Below are 22,071 nucleotides of genomic sequence, written 5' to 3' on the forward strand. Positions count from 1 at the left end.
AAATTATACGCAACTAATTATCTAATTTTTGACTCAATGTTTTTCTGGTAATTCCTAAAATTTCTGCTGCTTTTGTTTTGTTATTATTGGTAGAATTTAAAACTTTTTGAATGTATTTTTTTTCAAACTCTTTTAATGAAACTAAAGTATCATCAGGAAAATTTATGCTGTGTTTTAAAGCATCTGGTAAATGCTGAACTTCAATAATTTTATCGCACATAATTACAGCACGTTGAATTACATTTTCTAATTCTCTAATGTTTCCTGGCCAATCATAGCGTTCTAAAATCTGTAAAGCTGCTGGATTAATTTTTATAAATCGATCTTTATATTCAATGCCATATGTAAATAAAAATTTGTCTACTAAAGGTTTAATATCTTCTTTACGCTCTCTTAAAGGAGCAATATGTATTTCAACAACGGTTAATCTATAAAATAAATCTTCTCTAAAAGTGTTTTTTGAAATCATCGCTTTTAAATCGCTATTGGTTGCTGCAATAATCCGAACATCAATTTTTTCTGGTTTTTGAGCACCAACTTTTACAACTTCTTTCTCCTGTAAAACTCGTAATAATCTCGCTTGCACATTTAAAGGAGCATTGCCAATTTCATCTAAAAAAATAGTACCTCCATTTGCTGCTTGAAAAAAACCATTTCTATCTTTATCTGCGCCAGTAAAAGCCCCTTTTGTATAGCCAAATAATTCTGCTTCTAGCAAATTTTCTGGAATTCCACCACAATTTACAGCAATAAATGGAGCTTTTGCAAACTTACCTTTATAATGAACAGCTCTTGCAATAAGTTCTTTACCAGTGCCACTTTCGCCTTTGATAAAAATAGTTGCTTTGTTGTTTTTTACGCGTTCAATTATTTGAATAACTTCATTTATTTTTTCTGAACTTCCAATAATTTCTCCATAACTTTTACCTTTATTTTCTTTGGATGAATTTGCGTCAATACTATTAGAAATTTTATTTTTTAATGAAGTAATCACAGCAGATTCCAACTCATTTTTTGTAAACGGTTTTGTTAAATATGCAACAACCCCTTTTTTTATAGCCGTTAAAGAATCTTGCACAGAAGGATACCCAGTAACTACTAATTTTGGTAAGTTAGGATAATGCTCTGTAACGAATTTTATCAACTCAAAACCATCTATTTCTGGCATTTTTAAATCTGTAATTAACAAATCTATTTGTGTATCTTTTAAAATACTAACAGCTTCTTTTACAGAAATTGCTTTGTAGGTATGATAATTCCAAGAATGTAAATGACGTTGTAATAATTCTAAAATATGTACATCATCATCCACAATTAAAATATTTTCTTTTCTTAATTGCATATGTTTAAGATTTTGGTAATTGAACAGTAAAACAAGCGCCTTTTAATTTGTTATTTTTTGCTTTTATAGTTCCTTGATGGCTGGCAACAATTCCATGAACAACACTTAAACCCAATCCAGTGCCATCTCCAGGAGATTTTGTAGAAAAAAATGGCTGAAAAATGGTATCTAAATTTTCTTCTAAAATTCCTTTGCCTTCATCAAAAATTTCTAAAAATATATGTGTTTTTGTTTGATACGCTTTAATGGTAACCAACCCGTTTTTAGGTGAAAAATAAATAGCATTGATGATTAAATTGAACAAAATTTGAGTAATTTGAACTGTATCTGCTTTTAAATTCAGTTCAGAATCGTCAATGATTACATGATGTTGTACTTGTTCTTTTCTAAAAGTTGCTTCTAATAAATTAATGGCATTTTTTATATTGGGTACTATATTTATTTCTTTCTTTTCTTGGGGCATTTCACAAGCAAAAAACATTAATTTTTTAACAACTTCTCTTGCAAAAATAGCATTGCTTATAATTTTATCTACATCTTGAGTAGTTTGGCTAGCATTTTTAAAATCGTCTTTTAAAAGCTCTGCAAAACCCAAAATATTGGCTAAAGGTGTATTTAATTCGTGCGCAATTCCTGCAGTTAATTCACCTAATATTTTTAAACGATCTGCACGTTCCATTTGTCTTTTAAGAGAAATTTCATTTTGTTGAATTTCTATTCTTTCTAACAAATTCCCCAATTTTAAAGCAACATTATCTAATAGAGGTTGTTCTTCATCAAGAAATAAAAATGATTTTTTTTTGATGGATGCAACAATTCTACCTTTAATTTTGTTGAATAGAATTACATCTGCACAAATTTGATGTTCGTTATTGATATGTCCAGTTTTGTAGCTGTGTAAAGGAATTTCTATTAAAATTTCTGTTTGTTCAGGAAATTGAAAACCTTTTTTTAAGCTCTTACCAATTGCTTTTAGCGTTTCTGAAATCTCAACAGCATCTGCATTTACAATGATAGAAGATACTTCATACAAACAAGTAAGTTCTTTAATTCTTTCTTCTAAAGCAGTATTTTTGATGCTCATTTTTTTTTTTACTAGATATTTTAAAGTATTGGTTTATGATTAATTAATAATTTTCATTCCTTTTTTTAAATTTACTTTTTTTTTGCGCTAAACCTTAAAATTAGATAGCCAATAACTGCTGAAATAAGTGAGCCTAATAAAATACCAATCTTAGCAGAAGTTATATATTCTGGACTTGATGCAAAAGCTAAACTTGCCACAAAAATAGCCATTGTAAATCCTATACCAGCAATAAATGAAACGCCTATAATTTGTTTAAAATTGATATCTATAGGGATTTGTAATAGGTTTAATTTTTTAGCGATATAAATAACAGTTGGTATGCCTAAACCTTTTCCTAATACTAAACAGATTACAATATTAACTACCAAAGCAATTTCTATACCTGCAGAACTATCTATAAGTAAACCAGCATTTGCCAATGCAAAAACAGGAATTATAAAATACGCAACCCAGCCATGCAAATTATGTTCTAAATGCTGCAAAGGCGATTGAAATTTATTACTCCAGCTTTCTAAATCGTCCATAGCTTCTATTTGGTCATTAGATAAAATAGGCTTCTTTAAAATGCTAGCACTTTTAATGTTGTTATAAACGTTTTCCAACTGTGTAATAAAAGTAGAACTATCTATTTTTTGACTAATAGGCACAGAAAAAGCTAATAAAATTCCTGCAACAGTTGGGTGAACACCTGATTTTAAAAATAAAATCCAAACAATAATTCCCGTAAAAAATAAGATAAACTTCGAGTAATATCCTTTATAGGATAAAAAGTATAGAACAGCTAATAAAGCTAAAGCAATTAAAAGTAGTGTTGTTTTTATGGTACCACTATAAAAAATGGCGATGACTAAGACAGCTTCAATATCATCTACTATTGCAAAAGCTATTAAGAATATTTTTAAACTTAAAGGCACTTTTTTACCTAGAGCATTTAAAACAGCTAAAGAAAAAGCAATATCTGTAGCCATTGGTATTCCCCAGCCTTTAAATGTTTCTGGGTTTTGATTTAAAAGAATGTATAAACCCACAGGAATTAGTGCGCCACCAATAGCACCAAATAATGGAAAAGCTAATTTCTTTAAGGAATTTAATTCGCCAATTAAAATTTCTCTTTTAATTTCTAATCCAATCAAAAAAAAGAAAATAGCCATTAAGCCATCGTTAATCCAAAGTAATAATGGTTTTTTAAGTTCAAAACCTTCACCAGAAATTCCTATTTTATAGTCCCAAAGTTCAGTATATGTATTTCCAAAACTAGAATTTGCCCATATTAAAGCAATTATTGTACTTAGCAGTAATAAAATTCCACTAAAACCTTCAATTTTTATAAATTTTTGAAATGGTGTAAGAAATACTTTTCTAATCATATTTTTTTTATTTGATATGTTATTAAAGTTATATCTTCAAAAGATATGCCCACAATTCAAGCTTTTATCTAAGGTAATGAATATAAGTTGATTAATTAACTATTCTAAATTTTATATTGAGTATTAATTACTCAATCGTGTAATAAATACTCGATTTGTATAGCTTTATTAATTTTTAAAAACGAAAAAACCTCGCATTTCTGCGAGGATTTATATTTTATTGAATAAAGTGCTGAAATATATTCAGTTTAAATTATCCTAAAGTAACTCTTTTAAAAGTAGATACTTCTACATCACCATACGTCTTTACATATTCTGCAACGTTCTTTTTATCATCCTTAATAAAAGTTTGATCTAAAAGACACTGTTCCATATCTAAAGTTGTGTTATCAGCAATGAATCTATCAATTTTTCCTGGTAAAATTCTGTCCCAGATTTTTTCTGGTTTTCCTTCTGCAGCTAATTCAGCTTTAGCATCAGCTTCTGCTTTTGCTAAAACTTCTGGAGTTAATTGAGACATAGAAATATATTGAGGTACGTTTTTCAACGTTTTACCTAATCTACCTAACTCAATATTATCTTTTTCAATTACTGCAATTCTAGCTTCAGTTTCAGCAGCAACAAATGCAGGATCAAAATCTTTGTAAGATAATGTAGTTGCACCCATTGAAGCAACTTGCATAGCAACATCTTTTGCCAATTCTTCTGCATTATCTACAGCAGCAGATAAACCAACTAAAGCAGCAATTTTACCAATGTGAGTGTAAGCACCAACATAAGCAGCTTCTACTTTTTCAAAAGCAGTAATTTCTAGTTTTTCACCAATTACACCAGTTTGTTCAACCAATTTATCAGCAACAGTCATTCCACCAAAATCAGCAGCTAAAAACTCTTCTTTACTGTTTGTATGTAAAGCGATATCAGCAAACTGACCACCTAAAGCTACAAAAGAATCATTTTTACCAACAAAATCAGTTTCACAAGCTAAAACGATTGCAACACCAACAGTTTTGTCATCGTTAATTTTAGTTACTGCAACTCCTTCTGTAGATTCTCTATCAGCTCTTTTTGCAGCAATTTTCTGACCTTTTTTACGTAAAACGTCAATTGCTTTGTCAAAATCATTACCAGCTTCAACTAATGCCTTTTTACAGTCCATCATTCCAGCTCCAGTAGCTTCTCTTAACTTTTTAACATCAGCAGCACTTACTTTTACTGTTTCCATGTTATTTATTTTTTAATTATCGATTAAAATTAATTTTATTCTTCTTCGTCAGTTGCTTTAGCAGCTTTTGCTTTTCCTTCCTTTTTAGGAGCTTTTGGCTCTTTAGGACCTTTAGCTTCTTTTACTTTGTCTTTATCTGCTTTTCTTTCAGATAAACCTTCAGCAATTGCATCTGTTAAAAAAGATAAAACTTTATCTACAGACTTAGAAGCATCATCATTTGCAGGAATTACAAAATCTACTTCTCTTGGATCAGAGTTTGTATCTACCATTGCAAAAATTGGGATGTTTAATTTTTGAGCTTCTGCAACTGCAATGTGCTCTTTTTTAATATCCACAATAAATAAAGCACCAGGTAAACGAGTCATATCAGATATAGAACCTAAATTCTTCTCTAATTTTTCTCTCTGACGATTAATTTGTAATTTTTCTCTTTTCGATAAGGCATCAAAAGAACCATCTTGCTTCATTCTATCAATATGAGCCATTTTTTTAACAGCTTTTCTAATAGTAACAAAGTTAGTTAACATTCCACCTGGCCATCTTTCTGTAATGTAAGGCATGCTAACAGCTTTCGCTTTTTCAGATACGATATCTTTTGCTTGTTTTTTTGTTGCAACAAATAAAATTTTACGTCCAGAGTTCGCAATCTTTTTTAAAGCTTCTGAAGTTTCTTCTATTTTAGCTGCAGTTTTATACAAATCAATGATGTGTACACCATTTCTTTCTGTATAAATATATGGAGCCATGTTTGGATTCCACTTTCTAGTTAAATGTCCAAAATGAACACCACTATCTAATAATTCTTGAATATTTATATTTGCCATTTTTTAAAATGTGTTTACTTTCTGTTTGTGAAATCAATACTTAGGTAGTCTTTCGAGTCCTAACTATTTAGATACTAAACTGTTTAATATTATTTTTTTGTAATAATAACAGTTCTCTAAACAATCCATAAGCTTGAACAACTTTAACAAGCAGTCCTGAGCTTGACGAAGGATTAACGTTTCGAGAATTGGAATTTTTTACGTGCTTTTTTCTGACCGAATTTCTTACGTTCAACCATTCTTGGATCACGAGTTAATAAACCTTCTGGTTTTAAAATTAATCTGTGTTCTGCATTAATAGATACTAATGCTCTAGTAATTGCCAAACGAATTGCTTCTGCCTGACCAGTAACTCCACCACCATAAACGTTAACTTTAATATCATAAGACTCTAAGTTTTCTGTTAACATTAAAGGTTGTTGTACTTTATATTGTAAAGTTCCTGTTGTAAAGTAGTTTTTATAATCTTTATTATTTACTACAATTTCTCCTTTTCCTTCAGAAAGATAAATACGAGCAACAGCCGTTTTTCTTCTACCTATTTTGTGTACTATATCCATTATATAAGATCGTTAAGGTTAATAGCTTTAGGTGCTTGACCTGCATGTTTGTGCTCTGTACCTGCATATACATACAAGTTTCTGTATAAAGCGCTACCTAAAATATTTTTTGGTAACATACCTTTTACTGCTTTTTCGATTAATCTTGTAGGATCTTTCTCAAACATTTCTGTTGCAGTTAATGATCTTTGTCCTCCTGGATATCCTGTATGACGAATGTAAGATTTCTCTTTCCACTTGTTACCCGTTAAAACAATTTTTTCTGCGTTGATAATAACCACGTTGTCTCCACAATCTACGTGAGGAGTAAAGTTTGGTTTATATTTACCTCTAATTAGCTTTGCTACTTTAGAAGCTAGACGACCCAACGTTTGACCGTCAGCATCAACTAAAACCCACTCCTTGTTTACGGTAGCGCTGTTTGCTGATACTGTTTTGTAACTTAATGTGTTCATAATTACACTATTAGTTTTTGTTTATTAATAAATTATGTTTTCCTTAAAAAAGGAGTGCAAATGTAATGCTATTTATTTGATTGACAAATAGTGTTTTATAATATTTTTTTGCTTTTAAATCAATGTTTTTTCAAAAAACCACAATTAACATATCATTAAGAAAATAGAAAACTACTTTTGCATTATTGTTAAATCATCATTTTTTGATGTTTATTTCTTAATTATTATCAATTTAAACAGATGAAAATTCTATTTACTTTCTTTTTTTTTAGTTTTTTATTATCTTCTACAATAATTGCTCAAGAATTAGAAGATGAAAAAATACCTAAAAGAATTTACACAACAAAAAAATTAAAAGAAGTACCAGTTATCGATGGTGATGTTTCCGACAAAGCTTGGGAGGTTGTAGAATGGTCATCAGATTTTACAGAAAAAGATCCAGATGAAGGCACGCCTCCTACCTATCAAACAATGTTTAAAGTAATGTATGATGCTAAGTATCTTTATATTGCCTTAAGAGCTTTTGATGAAGAGCCAGAATTAATTCAACAACGATTAAGTAGAAGAGATGGTTTTGCTGGAGATAGAATAAATGTAATTATAGATAGTTATCATGATAAAAGAACCGCATTTGTATTTACAACAACAGCTGCTGGCGTAAAAGGAGAGGAGTTTGCTTCGCAAAATGGAAATAATTGGGACGATAGTTGGAACCCAATTTGGTATACGGATGCAAAGGTTGATGATAAAGGTTGGACAGCAGAAATGAAAATACCTTTTAGTCAATTACGTTTTGGAAAGGATACTGAACAAATTTGGGGATTTAATGTAAACAGAACTATTTTTAGATTACAAGAAAGATCTCTTTGGCAAAGAATACCAAATAACCAAGCTGGTTTTATTAGTGAAGCTGGCGAGCTACATGGGTTAAAAAACTTAATAGCACAAAAGCAATTAGAAATTCAGCCTTTTACTGTTTTACAATATGATAAATACCCACCAGAAGCTGGAAACCCTTTTAGAACAGGTTCGGATTTTAAGGTAAATGCAGGGTTAGATGCAAAAATTGGTATTACCAACGATTTAACGTTAGACTTGACTGTAAATCCAGATTTTGGTCAAGTAGAAGCAGATCCTGGAGCTATAGCATTAGATGGTTTTCAGATTTTTTTTAGAGAGCAACGTCCTTTTTTTGTAGAAAACAGCAATATATTTGATTACGAATTTGCCAACGGAAGTGATAATCTTTTTTACAGTAGAAGAATAGGTAGAAATCCACATAGAAACGCAAATTTAGCTTTTGGAGAATATGCAAATGAACCCCAAAACTCAAGAATTTTAGGCGCTGCAAAATTTTCTGGTAAAACTAGAGATGGCTGGTCTATAGGTGTTTTAGAGAGTGTTACAGGTAATGAATTTGCAGAAATTAGACAAGTTGATGGAGAAACAAGAGAGGAAATTGTAGAGCCTTTAACCAACTATTTTGTAACTCGTGTTCAAAAAGATTTTAATGAAAGAAACTCTTTTATTGGCGGTATTTTTACAGCCACAAATAGAAATTTAAATGGAGATTTTAACGAACTCCATAAGGCTGCTTACTCAGGTGGTCTAGATTTTCAGCATAATTGGAACAATAGAGATTATTATATTGATGGTAATATTATTATGAGTCACGTTTTAGGAAGTACAGAAGCTATAACCCGAACTCAAACAACGCTTAGACATAATTTTCAAAGAGTAGATGCAACTCATGTTTCTGTAGATCCAAACAAAACGTCATTAACGGGAACTGGAGGTCGATTAGAAATGGGTAAAAATGGAGGTGGAAATTGGAGATTTAATGGAGGTGTAATTTGGAGATCTCCAGAATTAGAATTGAATGATGTTGGTTTTTTAAGAAGAACAGATGAAATTATTCAGTTTGGTAACTTAAGATACTTATGGCAAGTACCCACTGATGTTTATAGAAACATTAATGTAAGATTTGAACAAAACAGTTTTTACGATTTTCAAGGAAACTTAAATCAAGTTGGTTTTGAAGTGCAAGGAAATGTAAATTGGATTAATAATTGGTCTACTGAAATAGGGTATGGTAAAGACACTAATTTATATGACAATTTCTTTTTAAGAGGTGGGCCAAGATTTAGAGGGCCAAATAGGGGTTTCGCTTATCTTTTTTTAAATTCTGATAATAGTAGAATGTTTAGTTTTACTTTAGGATACTCTAATAGGCATAGCCAAGAGAATGTAACCACGAGAGATCGTTTTGTAATACGCACCAACTATCAACCTTTTGATGCTTTTAGTATGTCTTTAAATATTGAATATGCAAACTTATACGATGCAACCCAATATGTTACACAAACTGCTTTTAATGATGAAGCAAGGTATGTTTTGGGGAATATTCAAAACCAAACATTAACTACAACACTTCGTTTAAATTATAGTTTTACACCAAATATATCATTACAGTTTTATGGACAGCCTTTTATTTCTAACGGAAGATTTACAGATCTTAATTATGTGATAAATCCTGTTGGTAAAAGTATCAATGATAGGATTTCTATCTACGATACAAATCAAATAACTACTCAAAATGATAACTATTTAATTGATGAAAATAGAGATGGTATTACAGATTATAGTTTCTCAAATCCAGATTTTTCTTTTGTACAATTACAAACCAATTTAGTAGCAAGATGGGAATATATACCAGGTTCAGAACTGTTTTTTGTGTGGGCTAGAGGATCTGTAGGGAATGTAAATCCTATAAATGACTTGGTAGATAGTGTTTCAAATCAAGTATTTAATGAGCCTGCAAACGATACTTTTTTAATAAAAGCGACTTATCGTTTTGCGAGGTAAATAAAAAAGGTAAACAACACGAATAATATGTAAATAGTGTTTTCGTGTATTTATTGTAGAGGGTGATAAAGGTTTTAATATCAGCTTAGGGATTTTAACATTCTATTTATTATCATTAGTATTTGACGACTGTAATTGTAGTAAAAATTCGTTTAGATTTGTATTTTTATCCAAGCCTATTTTCTTTTTTAATCGATACTTTCCTTGGTTTACACTTGTGGCACTAATGCCTAATAATCGGCCAATTTCTTTACTAGATAAATTTAAAAAAGCAAGTACACTTAATTTTGTTTCTGTTGGGCTTATGTTATTTATTTTTTGTCTAAGTTTTTTTGCAAAGTTCGGGTATAATTGCTCGAACTTAAACATAAAGGCTATCCAATTGTCTGCTGCAGCAGATTCTTGAGACTTTAATTCAGCTTTTATTTTATCGTAATTTAAAGCGTTAGAATTTTTAAGTTTTTGATTTATAATTTCCAATTGACTATTTTTCTCAATCATATCTCTTATAAAACTATTTAATTCTAATTCTTTTTGTTTTAAATTCTTTTCGAGCTTAGCTCCTTTTTTTTCGGCAATTAAAAGGTTTTTTTCTATCGATAATTTAACAAGCTTTGCATCTTTTATCCTTAAACGTTGTTGAGACCATATAAAAAGCCCCAAAATTAATAGTAAAATAATAGATAAAATTAAAATCGTTTTCTGTGTAACGTTTAGTTTGTTTTCTATTTCTAAAGTATCTTTTTCTTTATTTAATTTAGAAATTTCTAACTCTAAGGTCATTAAATTGTTAATATTTAGTTGCTCTTGCTCTAATTTTTCGATGTTTTTTTGGCTCCATTCATTCGTATAATAAAGTGCTTTTTCTGCATCACCAATAATTTTATAACCTTCACTTAAACCTTTTAATAGTTTTAAATTTTGGTCGTATTTTTTAAATGCACTTAATTGCTCTTCAACAATCTTTAAAGCGTCTTTAAAAGAACTAGCATTAAAAAAAGCGTATATTTTTTCTTTTAAAAGAATAGCATTTGTTTTTTCAACCTCAATTAAAAGTAGAAACATATTTGCGAAAGATGATTCTATAAAAAGTCTAATAGCTATCTCTTTGGCTAATTGTTGAGACTGTAAAGACCAATCATAGGATTTTTCAAAATTTTTGTTATCTAGAGCCCTTTTACCAAGTATAGATAATATTTGGGTTTGATTGGGTTTTTTATTTAATGCAGTAGTTTTTAGTAATGCTTTCTTCAAATAAAATATGGCAGAATCATATTTTTCTTCTTGATTCAGAATGTTTGCATACATTAAATCTAAATGATATTGTTGTTTGGCACTATTTCTATTTTCTTGATCTGCTTTTACCGCTTTTTTAAAAAATACTTTTGCTTTCTTTGGATCTTTCCCTTTTAAAGAAAAAGATGTTAAAGCAACATTTGCGTTGTATAATAACCTGCTATTTTTAGTTTCTTCTGCAATAGCAACGTATTTAGCCATTGCAGATAATGCCTGTCCTTTTTTACCATTTAAATAGGTTACTTTTTGAATTAAGGCATCTGCTTCTAAAATTTTATTATCTATTTTTTTTGCAACAATAAAAACAGTATCAAGCTCTTTTAAAAATTCTTGATTGTTCCCTTTCATTCTAAAAATTGTAGCTTTTCTAAGTTTTAAATATCCTCTATCTGACAAAGAAACATCCGTATTTAATAAACTGTCTATAACTTTAGAAGCCTTTTTTAAATCGCCATTTAATAGCAAATCTGTTGCACTTTGCAAGGTGTGTTTTTCTTGACAGTTAATAGTAATACTAACAAGAAAGCTGATAAATAAAATTGTAATACGGTTTAAATTCATTTTAAAATTTTATAAATATTGCTCTAAATAGACTTCATTTTGGTAAATGTAGATAATTTGTAGACATCTAAAATACCAAAAAGTAAAAATATTAAGGGATTTTTGAAGAAAATAAAATGTTTAATATAATGGCGCAAATTTACAGAACATTTCTTTTTTTACTTTTTACTTTTACAAAACAACAATTATCTTAAATGGAGTTCTTACACAAAGAAGATTTTCAACATACTCTTTTTAAAGATATTACACGTATTAATTATTTAGAAGATATGCCTGAGCAACTCATTAGCGATTATGGGTATACCTACATAATGTTAAGATATGGCAACATAGAGGCTTTTAATTACCTAGATAAAAAAGTAGCTATTCCACGAGTTTTTGTAAAAGGTACAGGAGATTACTTTATGGTAAAAGGATGTAGCAACAGTAGTTGGTTATCTATAGAATTGCCAAATTATTTGCTATACAATATCACAAAAATACACTCTATAAAAAATAGAAATCAATTAATAGACTTGTCTTTATATGTGGAAGATGATGTAATAGAGAGTTTATATACGGCTTTAGAAACCATTCAGGATATTGATGAAATTGCTAAAATAACGGATCAACATTTAAGAGAATATTACAGAGATTGGACAATTATGAGACCTTCTGTAGAAATTACAGCATACATCTTTAACAAAAAAGGGATGTTAACAGTGCAAGAACTGTTAGATGTTTTTCCACATTCAAAACGTACGTTAGAGAGAATTTTTGCTAGAGAAGTAGGTGCTAGTCCTTATCGTTTTATTTGCCTGGTGCGTTTTAACAATATTATAAGAGAGCTAGAAAAACAAGAACATGATTCTTTAACAAGTTTAATTGCAAAATACGATTATTACGATCAATCTCATTTTGAAAAAGACTTTAAAAAATTTTTAGGACAAAGTATTAAAGAGTATAGTAATAATTTTAACCCACTTTTAACGAATGCCTTGGCAAGAGAATACGTAAAAAACAATACAAATTAAAATATAAAACACAAATAAAGCATAATACTATGAAAACAATTTACACTACGCTATTATTACTTGTAATTTCAATTACAACATTTGCACAAGGTATAGCAGTGCAAGGTATTGCAAGAGACAATACAAATGCAGCAATTACAAACGAAACTTTAAGTTTCGATTTTAGAATTACAGATACTGCAGATGCTGTGTTGTTTAGAGAAACACAACAAATTAGGACAGATAATTTTGGACTTTTCTCTCATGTTGTAAGTACAGGAACAGCTGCAGATGGTACTGTTTTTAACAATGTAGATTTTAGTCAACAAGGTTTAAAATTAATAGTTTGGATAAATTATAATAGCAACAATGTACAAGTATATAACCAACCTTTGCAATATGTACCTTATGCACATTTTGCTAAAAAAGCAGAAAATGGTGTACCTCCAGGTACTGTAGTGGCTTTTATGGGTGATGACAATAAAATACCTGATGGTTGGGTAAAGTGTACAGGACAAAATATTGCTACTGGCAACCAATATGCAGCTTTAAGAGCGGTTATTGGAAATACCATACCAGATTTAAGAGCACGTTTTTTAAGAGGTCAAGGTGTATCTAGTAATATAGGTATCACTATTTATGACGAAAATACGCAAGTAAGACAATATTTAGACCAAACTATTGCTGGGCATAATCATGGTGTAAATATTAATACTAACTATACTGGAGATCATTCACATTTTGTCAGTCAGTTTCAACTTAACACTGCTGGAGGTTCAGAGCCAAGGGATTTTGTGGTGCCACAAAGCGGTTTTGTAGCTTGGAAAAAAAGTTATTTAGATCGTAATACGAGTACAACAGGTTCACATAACCATAATGTATCTGGAAATACAGCAGATGTGGGTGCAATTCAAAATGGCGGACAAACCCTTGCAGTCAGAGGAGAAGAAAACAGACCTTGGACAGTGGTTGTTAACTACATCATAAAATTATAAACAAACCCTAAACTTTTTATCATGATAAAAAAAATACTACTCTTTGTGGTCTGTATTTGGGGTTTAACGCTCCATGCACAAACCCCACAAAGTAAAAATCAAATTTTTACAGGTGCAGGTGCACAACAAGAAATTCAGCATAGCACAAACCTAAATTTAAACATGCAAGTTGGTGGCGCAATTTTGTTTAACACAAGTACAGGTGCACAAAATACTTCTGTGGCTTTTCCGTATTCAATTTTATACGTACCAAATACGTTTATAAGTGATAAATACCAAATATCAAAAGGCTATTATCCAGATAGAGTTCGTTTAACTTGGGAAATCGGTGCGAATGAAAATATTATTACGAACATACAAATTTTTAGAAAGGAATTAGGCACTGATAACCCAGAACAAAGAATAGCTACTTTAGCAAAAGATGTTTTTGAGTACAATGATTTTCAAACACAAGGTGGTACATTGTATGAATACAGAGTAAAAGCACAAGGAGTCTCTGAAGCAAAAGAAGAGGAGTTTTTTAACTTTATAAAAGGCATTGGTTTTAGAAACCCAACAGCTACAGTTTCTGGTAATATTAGTTACGAAGGTGGTAATCCTGTAAAAGATGTTACTGTATATGCAGAAGCTGTAGGTGCAGAAAATAGTGCAGGTAGCAGTATTTTTATCAATGGAGGTTATGCCTCTACAGGTATTTTAAACAAAAGTATTAATGCAAATAAAATTTCTATCCAAGCATGGTCTTCTTTTGTAAAACAAGACAATGCAGGCGATCTTTTTTATTACTCTACAAGTAATGGACAAGGATATTCCATAGTTTCCAAAATAACGAGTGCAAATGCGTTTGTAATAGATGTGTATAAAAACAATAATTATATTTTTAACATACATGTTAGAGGTAGTTTACCAACAGGCGAAATAGATGCTTTAGGGAATGATATTTATAAAGATATTAACCAATTTACCAGTAACGATTTTTATCACTTGTCTTTTGTGATGGAAAAAGGCAAAGAACCTAAAGTTTACATAAATGCCAGAGAAATGACACAAGATAAGTTGAATAACGCAACTGTGTCAGCTAACATAACTAAACCTGTAGTAACTTTTTTTAGAACTGCCATTTACAACCCAGATGCTACAGAAAAAATAAATCAAATAGATATTGGTGCTACTTTAGCAGGAGTAAATGTCGATGAAATTAGAGTTTGGGATAGAATTTTAACTGAAGATCAAATTAGAAAAGATTACAGAAGATATTTAAACGGAAGTGAAAGCGGATTAAAAGTTTATTTAAGAGCAGATGAAAATGCAGGTGATTTTTTATATGATATTTCTAAAGTTGGTAATATTCAAAATGAAAACCACGCAAGATTAATTAAAGATAGTAATAATTCGGGTATTAACTACTCTTTAAAAGTACCAAGAAGAGATCAGTTAGGTGTTTTTGGTGTTACCGATAACAATGGTAGTTATACAATTGCTGCAATACCTTATGCAGGTTCAGGAGAAAGTTTCGAAATTACACCTTCTTTGGGGGTTCATGAATTTAATCCAGCAACACAAACGTTGTTTTTAGGGAGAGATGAACCTGTAGTAAATAAAGTAGATTTTATAGATGTTTCTTCATTTACCTTTAGAGGTAAAGCTATTTTTAACGTACAAGATGTTTTTAAACCCATTGCAAGTACAGAACCCACCAATTTAAGAGATTCAGAAAATTACAACCAATATTTGTTAGGTGATGTTTTGATAAATAAGGGTGAATATTACTATGTAGGAGGTACAAAAAATCCAAATACAGGTTTTTATGAAGGTGGTGTTTTAAATCAATATCCAGTTATTGGTGTTGGTGGGGCTACTATTTTAGTAGATGGTAATATTGTTTTTGATGAAGACAATCAGCGTGTTTTAACTAACGAAGATGGTACTTTTACTATTGATGTACCTATTGGAAGGCATAAAGTAGAACTCGAAAAAAACGGACATACATTTGCACTCAATGGGCGTTTTCCAGAAGAAGGTACATTCGAGTTTTTCGAAGATCAAATAGAAACCAGGTATTTTATAGATAGTACTAGAGTAACTTTAGTAGGTAAAGTTGTTGGAGGTAAAAAAGAATTCGAAAAGCCAGTTGGTTTTGGTTTTGAGGGTAAAAACACCTTTAAAAATTTCGAAGATACTGTAAATGAAACCACAGAAACTATATCATCAAATAACAATATTGGTGTAGCTCAAATTACTTTTAAGGGCGAAACAAACTCAACATCCTTAGATAAAATAATTACTACAAATCCAGAAACTGGCGAGTATAAAGTAGCGTTAATTCCTTATCAATATAGTATTTTACAAAACGGAATTACAATTCCAACAAATACAGATATTTCTATATTAACAAGTACAGAAACCATAGATTTAAGAGAAATACCTGAGTTAAAAACATCAGAATACACCACAAAAGACAATACTGTTGTAAGTTCAGATCCTTACCATTATGTAAAAAGTTTCAGGTATAATTCAGATGTGGCTGTATATCTTTTAGAACAAGAATTTGATACTGAATTTACTATAGAAGATAAAACTTTTGATATTAGTGCGTTAAACACACCTATTTATACCCAAAGAGAAAAGTATAAATTTACTTTTGAAGTGGTGCAAGAATACATAAACAATGATGCTGATGAACCAGTAACCACAAAAGAATTTTTTACAGAAGGTGCATTTAATATTACCAATAATTTAGCACAATCAGACACGCAAGAAATTGTATTAAAAGATAACAATACCAAGTATGAATATTCTTTTAATGCAGGTTTACCAAACATTACAGTTACAGATGGTTTTGCGCAAAATATTGCAGTACAATATGTTATAGAAGGTAGTAATCCTTTGTCAATTTCTAATCTTTCAGATTTTAAAAGTTCGGGTATTGTAAAAGGAGGTAGGCCATCTGCAGGTAAAACATTTGTAACTTCTGCACCAGAAGTGCCAGAAGTTATTTTAAGAGATCCTCCAGGTACCAATAGTTATGCAACTATAGAAAAAGGAACTTCTATAAAAATGAAAACATCTACTGCATCTACAGATACAGGTTTTACAAACTTCGGTATTTTTACATCAATTGGTCCAGATGTTACCTTTTCTAAGGGAGTAATTTTTGCATCAGTAGACACAGAAATAGATGTAGTTGCAGATTTTGATCTTAATTTTTCGAGATCTACAGAAAATACATCAGCAAATGAAACTGAAATTACCTATACTTTTAATCAATCTATTTCTACAAGTGATGATCCTTCTTTTGTAGGTGCAGATGGAGATTTATTTATTGGGAATGCAAAAAATATTTATTATGGTATTTTTGATAATATTTTCATTACAGAAAATATTCCTTTAGATTTAAACAATGCTACCATTCCTAACCTACCAATAGTTGTAAAAGATAAAGATGGTAATGACAAGAATTTGTACATAAGTACTTCTAAAGATTACTTTATTGCAGAGCAACCTACCAATACTTTTTTCACCTATTCTCAAAAATATATTGTTGAAACATTAATACCAGATTTAGAGCGTTTGGCAGCTACAGGTTCAACGAGTCAAAATGGTGTAGAAGCAAAATCTGCAACATATTATACTGCTCAAGCAGAACTATGGAAAAAAGTTGTTCAGAATAATGAAAAAGCAAAATACGATGCAAAAAACAATCGTGAAGCTGTTAAGAATGCAGTAATTGCTAATGTTACAAATAATTTTGATCCAAGCCTTAGAAGTGGTTTAGCAGCTTTGGTAAACGAAAATTTTTATTCAAATAGATCTTTTGATGCTGGTTTAGGCGAATTTAGCAACTCAATCTCAACATCTGTTTTAACATCAAATACATATACAAACACCATAGATATAGATAACGAATTTGCTGCAGATCTTGGTTTTTTTATAAATGGTGTTGGTAGAAGTTTAAACTTTACAACAAGAACAGGCTCTGTAGAAACAGACAGCAATACAACAACACAAGATATAAGTAACACAATATCTTACACCTTAAAAGACAATGATAAAAGCAATTTATTAAGTGTAGATGTAGTAAGTATGTTTGATGGTAATGGCCCTGTTTTTATAACAAGAGGAGGTACAACATCTTGTCCTTATGAAGATGCAACAACATCTATTTTCTTTAAAAATGATGGTTTTGATGCTAATGTAATTGGAGCAGGAGGAGAAGTTTTATCTGAAGCAACGAACAGAGTTTACAATGCAGAAATCTCAGTAGAAAAAAATCTAATTACAAACGTTCCAGAAAGTGAAGCTGCTGTCTTTAAAGTGTATTTAAAAAACACCAGTGAAACACAATCCGATTTAGAATTTATTCTTGATTTTGATTCAACAACTCTAAATGGCGCAGAAATTAGTTTAGAAACAAATGGAACAAATATCTTTTTACCTTTTAATGAAACTATAGAGTTTCCAATCGAAATTACAAAGTCAAGCAGTTCTAGTAGGTTTAGTTATGAAGATATTAAATTATACTTGTATAGTCCTTGTGCTTTTGCAAGTGAAAAAGATGAAATCTCAGTAGAAATAACAGCAGAATTTAAAAAATCATGTTCTAATGTAGTAGTTTCTGCTCCAGAAAATAATTTTATTTTCAATACTAATGAAGCCTATTCAGTAGATGTTAATGGGAATACAACTACAAATACATTGCCAATTACGTTTACAGATTTTAATGTAGATTTTAGCGGTTTTAATAAAATAGAATTGCAATATAGAAATGCAAGTGCTTCTAACTGGACTAAGTTTGCAAGCTACTATGGTTCTGAAGCGTTAAAAACAACTGCTGGCGATACAGAAGGTATTGTCATTAGTTCTTCTGATGCAGATTTTACCTACAATTGGGATATTGTTGCAGATAATATTCCTGATGGAAACTATGAAATTAGAGCAGTATCTTACTGTACAGACAATATAACAAACACTTCAGATATTATCTCTGGAATTATCAACCTAAATGCACCTGTTGTTTTTGGAACACCAAAACCTACAGATGGTATTTTAGATGTTGGTGAGGATGTAACTGTACGTTTTAACGAACCAATTTTTAAAAGAATAACATCAGAAATAAGAGTTACAGGTTTAAAAAATCAGCAGGAAATAGATCATAGTGTTTCTGTGTATTTAGATGGTTCTTCAAATCAAATAGAATTGCCAAATCAACGATTGAATAACCAATCTTTTGCACTGCAATTTTGGTATAACAACAGTACAACTGGTAAAGGAAATTTGGTATCTCAAGAAAACGGAATTAAAGTTGCTATTGATGGTAATCATTTAGATTTTTCTATAGGAAATCAAACCGTTTCTACAAAAACAAATAATAGATCTTTAGATGCTTCTCAATACAATTTCTATTCTTTTGTTTATCAAAATGGAAGTTCGCCACAATTGTTAATTTTAGAAAATGGGCAGGTTTTAGAAGCTAAAGTTTTAGATGAAGAAATAGATTTTAATACAGCAGCATCTATCTTTTTAGGAGGTACTAATGTTGTTGGGAATTTACATGATATTCGTATGTGGTCTAAGCCATTTACGCCAGCGCAAGCAACAGTTGCAAAAGATGTAACCTTAACAGGTAGAGAATTAAATCTACAAGGTTACTGGAAGTTAGACGAAGGTTTTGGGGGAATTGCTATTGACAAGGCCAAAAGAAAAAATGCAACTGTAGCTTTAGCTTGGGATATTTTTCCAAAAGGAACTGGTTACGAATTTAAAAATAACGAACACCTAACGTTAAACAATGTTGGTTTTGTTCAGCCTACACATTTAGAGGATATTACTTTGTCTTTCTGGATAAAGCCAGATGCCACAAGCAAAGGAACTATTTTTTCTAATGGAAAAGGAGATAATTCTGAACCTACTTTAACAAATGGTTATCGAAATAAATGGGCTATCAACTTAAAAGAAAACAAACATTTAGAGCTTACAACTGAAAACGAAACCTTCCAATTAACCTTGAATGATTTAGAGGTAGATTCTTGGAGTCATGTTGCAATTGTTCTTAAAAGAGGTAGTTCTTTAAGCACGTTTGTAAATGGTAATGAAGAAAGTGCTGTATCATCAGCAAAAATTGGAGGAATTTCTGGAAACAAAATTGTTTTAGGTGGAAGATTGTTTCAGTATTCTGGAGGTTCAGATGAAGTTGATAGTCATTTTACAGGGTTGTTAGATGAGGTAAGATTATGGAATACAGCAAGAAGTTTTGAGCAAATTAAAAGAGATCGTTATTTTGAAGTTAATAAGGAAACCACAGGTTTGTTATTATATGTAGACTTTAATGAAGATGCTACAAATACCAGCAATGGTCCTGCCTATAATCATGCAGATAGAAACTTAACAACAGGTACAACTTTTGCAGTTTTGAGTGGAGCAAATCAAAATTATGTGCAAGATTCGCCACCATTAAAACCTCAATTACAATTTACAAACATTCCTTTTTCTACAGTTATCAATGGTGATGAAATGATTATTACACCAGAATTAACAGCAGAAGAATGGAGTTTATACGAAGGTGAAATCATCAACTTTTCTGTAGCAAGAATGTCAGATACACATTTTAATACTCAGAATTCACCTGTAACTTGGTCTGCTTTGGTAAATAGACAAGAAATAGAATGGTTTACGCAAGATCAAACCAAAGAAATCATCACCCAAAAAATTGTAGGTGAAACTTATAGTTTTACGATGGATGTTGTAAATATTGGTGGCAGCAATCAACCTTATACACTTTCAAGTTTGCCTGTTTGGCTACAAGCAGATAAAACAAGTGGTGCTATAAATGCAAATTCTGCTAGAACGATTACGTTTACAGTAGATAAAGATTTGGCAATGGGCAATTACACAGCAGATATTTTCTTGCAAACTGCTTCTGGTTTTAATGACCGTTTGTCATTCAATCTTCGTGTATTAAGTGATGCTCCAAATTGGGCTGTAAATCCACAAGATTTTGACAGTAGCATGAATGTGATTGGTAAAATAGAAATTAACGGATCTTTTTCTAGAGATGCTTTTACAAAAGTGGGTGCTTTTATAGATGATGAACCAAAAGGAGAAGCCTATTTAATTTATGATGCTTTTTATGATGCTTATTTTACGTATTTAACCATTTACAATTCACAAGAATTAGATGCAGATAATAATGTTATCACCAAAAATGTAACTTTTAAAATTTGGGATGCTATCAATGGTAAAATCATTACAGCAGCTATAGATAATGTAGAAAGTGTTCCTTTCATTCAAAATGATATTTTAGGATCTAATGATACTCCAAAAGTATTTTCTACTACCACTTTTGCTGAGCAAAACATTGCACTAAATAAAGGCTGGTCTTGGATGTCTTTTTATGCAGATGATAGTAGGTTTTCTAATTTAGCAGCTAGTTTAATTCAATTAGATGAAACTGAGGGAGATATTATAAAATCTCAAGTTGAGTTTGCAAACTACGAAAATAGTAAGTGGAATGGGAATTTAAAAGCTTTGAATACAGCTAAAATGTATAAAATAAAACTAGCCAAAGCCAATAATTTACGTTTAAAAGGCCCAGAAGTAGACATTAGTAAATTTATTTTTACAGTTGAAGGTAAAGCTAATGAAGATGATGTTGCAAAATGGAACTGGTTGCCATTTCCAATTCATAAAAATGTGAGCATACAAGAAGCACTAGCCTTTTTTGATGCTTCAAATGGAGATGTAATAAAAGATCAATTTAATTTTGCAATTTACAACACAAATTCAGGTTGGAGAGGAACTTTAAACTATTTAGAAGCTAACAAAGGGTACATGCTAAAATCTAGTAAAACGCAAAGTTTAAAATACCCAAACACAAGCATACTTCAAAAAACATTTTTTTCAAAAAGTGTGTTAGCAAAACAAAATAATACCAATGAAGATTTTACACAATATGCAAGCAACATGAATATTGTTGCAGAGGTTGTTGCAGATGAAAACTTTACAAAAGTGTTGGTTTTCGATATGAATAATCAACTAAGAGGTACTGCAGAAATTTCTGAAATTGATAACAAAAAATACAGTTTTATAACTGTGTTTAGCAATCAACCAGAAACGTTAAAGTATGTATTGGCAAATGATTTTGAAGAAGTTGATATCAATATGAGTTTTGAATTTGAAAGCAATAAAGTTGTTGGAGATTTCGAAAATCCTATACTACTTTCTGCAAGTGCATTATCACTAGAAAATGCTATTTTAAACGAGGCAGTTTTGTATCCAAATCCGTTTACAAATGAAATTAATGTAGACTTTTCATCAACAAGTTTTCAAATTTCTAAAGTAGAGGTTTTCAATACTATTGGTGTTTCTATCGTGTCTAAAAAAATAAATCAAGACAATAAAATTACTTTAAATACATCAAATTTAGCAAATGGAATTTACCTAATTCGTTTAACGAATGATTTAGGAGAAACCGTTCTTAAAAAAATGATTAAAAAGTAACTG

The 22,071-nt window shown here is 30.5% G+C and carries 12 protein-coding genes; 4 read left to right on the top strand and 8 right to left on the bottom strand.

Features of this window, described 5'->3' with window-relative positions:
• Window positions 1–13: 13 nt before the first annotated feature.
• The 7 genes from P161_RS0108025 to rplM form a co-directional block, all read right to left on the bottom strand.
• A complete protein-coding gene (locus tag P161_RS0108025) occupies window positions 14–1,342 on the bottom strand; it encodes a sigma-54 dependent transcriptional regulator (RefSeq protein WP_026776497.1) in 1,329 nt (442 codons plus the stop codon).
• 4 nt (window positions 1,343–1,346) lie between these two features.
• On the bottom strand, window positions 1,347–2,426 hold the full coding sequence (locus P161_RS0108030; RefSeq protein WP_026776498.1) for a sensor histidine kinase: 1,080 nt from the start codon (window positions 2,424–2,426) through the stop codon (window positions 1,347–1,349).
• 71 nt (window positions 2,427–2,497) lie between these two features.
• Window positions 2,498–3,796 carry a Na+/H+ antiporter NhaA gene (nhaA, locus tag P161_RS0108035; RefSeq protein ID WP_026776499.1) on the bottom strand — a complete coding sequence of 433 codons (1,299 nt, stop codon included), beginning with the start codon at window positions 3,794–3,796 and terminating at the stop codon, window positions 2,498–2,500.
• A 253-nt stretch (window positions 3,797–4,049) separates the two neighbouring features.
• A complete protein-coding gene (gene tsf / locus P161_RS0108040; RefSeq protein WP_026776500.1) occupies window positions 4,050–5,021 on the bottom strand; it encodes a translation elongation factor Ts in 972 nt (323 codons plus the stop codon).
• 35 nt (window positions 5,022–5,056) lie between these two features.
• Window positions 5,057–5,848, bottom strand: coding sequence for a 30S ribosomal protein S2 (gene rpsB, locus P161_RS0108045; protein WP_026776501.1), 792 nt, complete (start codon window positions 5,846–5,848; stop codon window positions 5,057–5,059).
• A gap of 173 nt (window positions 5,849–6,021) precedes the next feature.
• Entirely contained in the window at window positions 6,022–6,408 is a 387-nt protein-coding gene (rpsI, locus tag P161_RS0108050) for a 30S ribosomal protein S9 (protein WP_026776502.1), read from the bottom strand.
• On the bottom strand, window positions 6,408–6,863 hold the full coding sequence (gene rplM, locus P161_RS0108055) for a 50S ribosomal protein L13 (RefSeq protein WP_026776503.1): 456 nt from the start codon (window positions 6,861–6,863) through the stop codon (window positions 6,408–6,410). Before rplM ends, rpsI begins: the two co-directional genes overlap by 1 nt.
• 240 nt (window positions 6,864–7,103) lie before the next feature.
• On the opposite strand from rplM, the gene P161_RS0108060 reads away from it, so the two are divergent.
• Window positions 7,104–9,728 carry a DUF5916 domain-containing protein gene (locus P161_RS0108060; protein WP_026776504.1) on the top strand — a complete coding sequence of 875 codons (2,625 nt, stop codon included), beginning with the start codon at window positions 7,104–7,106 and terminating at the stop codon, window positions 9,726–9,728.
• Window positions 9,729–9,830: 102 nt separating this feature from the next.
• On the opposite strand, the gene P161_RS0108065 is transcribed toward P161_RS0108060, so the two are convergent.
• Complete coding sequence (locus P161_RS0108065; RefSeq protein ID WP_026776505.1) at window positions 9,831–11,585, bottom strand: hypothetical protein; 1,755 nt, start codon at window positions 11,583–11,585, stop codon at window positions 9,831–9,833.
• A 194-nt stretch (window positions 11,586–11,779) separates the two neighbouring features.
• On the opposite strand from P161_RS0108065, the gene P161_RS0108070 reads away from it, so the two are divergent.
• Genes P161_RS0108070 through P161_RS0108080 form a run of 3 tightly spaced genes read left to right on the top strand, consistent with a single transcriptional unit; the run spans window position 11,780 to window position 22,068 of the window.
• A complete protein-coding gene (locus P161_RS0108070; RefSeq protein ID WP_026776506.1) occupies window positions 11,780–12,598 on the top strand; it encodes a helix-turn-helix domain-containing protein in 819 nt (272 codons plus the stop codon).
• Window positions 12,599–12,627: 29 nt separating this feature from the next.
• Entirely contained in the window at window positions 12,628–13,572 is a 945-nt protein-coding gene (locus P161_RS0108075; protein ID WP_026776507.1) for a tail fiber protein, read from the top strand.
• A gap of 21 nt (window positions 13,573–13,593) precedes the next feature.
• Window positions 13,594–22,068 carry a LamG-like jellyroll fold domain-containing protein gene (locus P161_RS0108080; RefSeq protein ID WP_026776508.1) on the top strand — a complete coding sequence of 2,825 codons (8,475 nt, stop codon included), beginning with the start codon at window positions 13,594–13,596 and terminating at the stop codon, window positions 22,066–22,068.
• Window positions 22,069–22,071 lie beyond the last annotated feature (3 nt).

Source organism: Polaribacter sp. Hel_I_88 (assembly GCF_000687935.1).
In the GTDB taxonomy this organism is placed as follows: domain Bacteria; phylum Bacteroidota; class Bacteroidia; order Flavobacteriales; family Flavobacteriaceae; genus Polaribacter.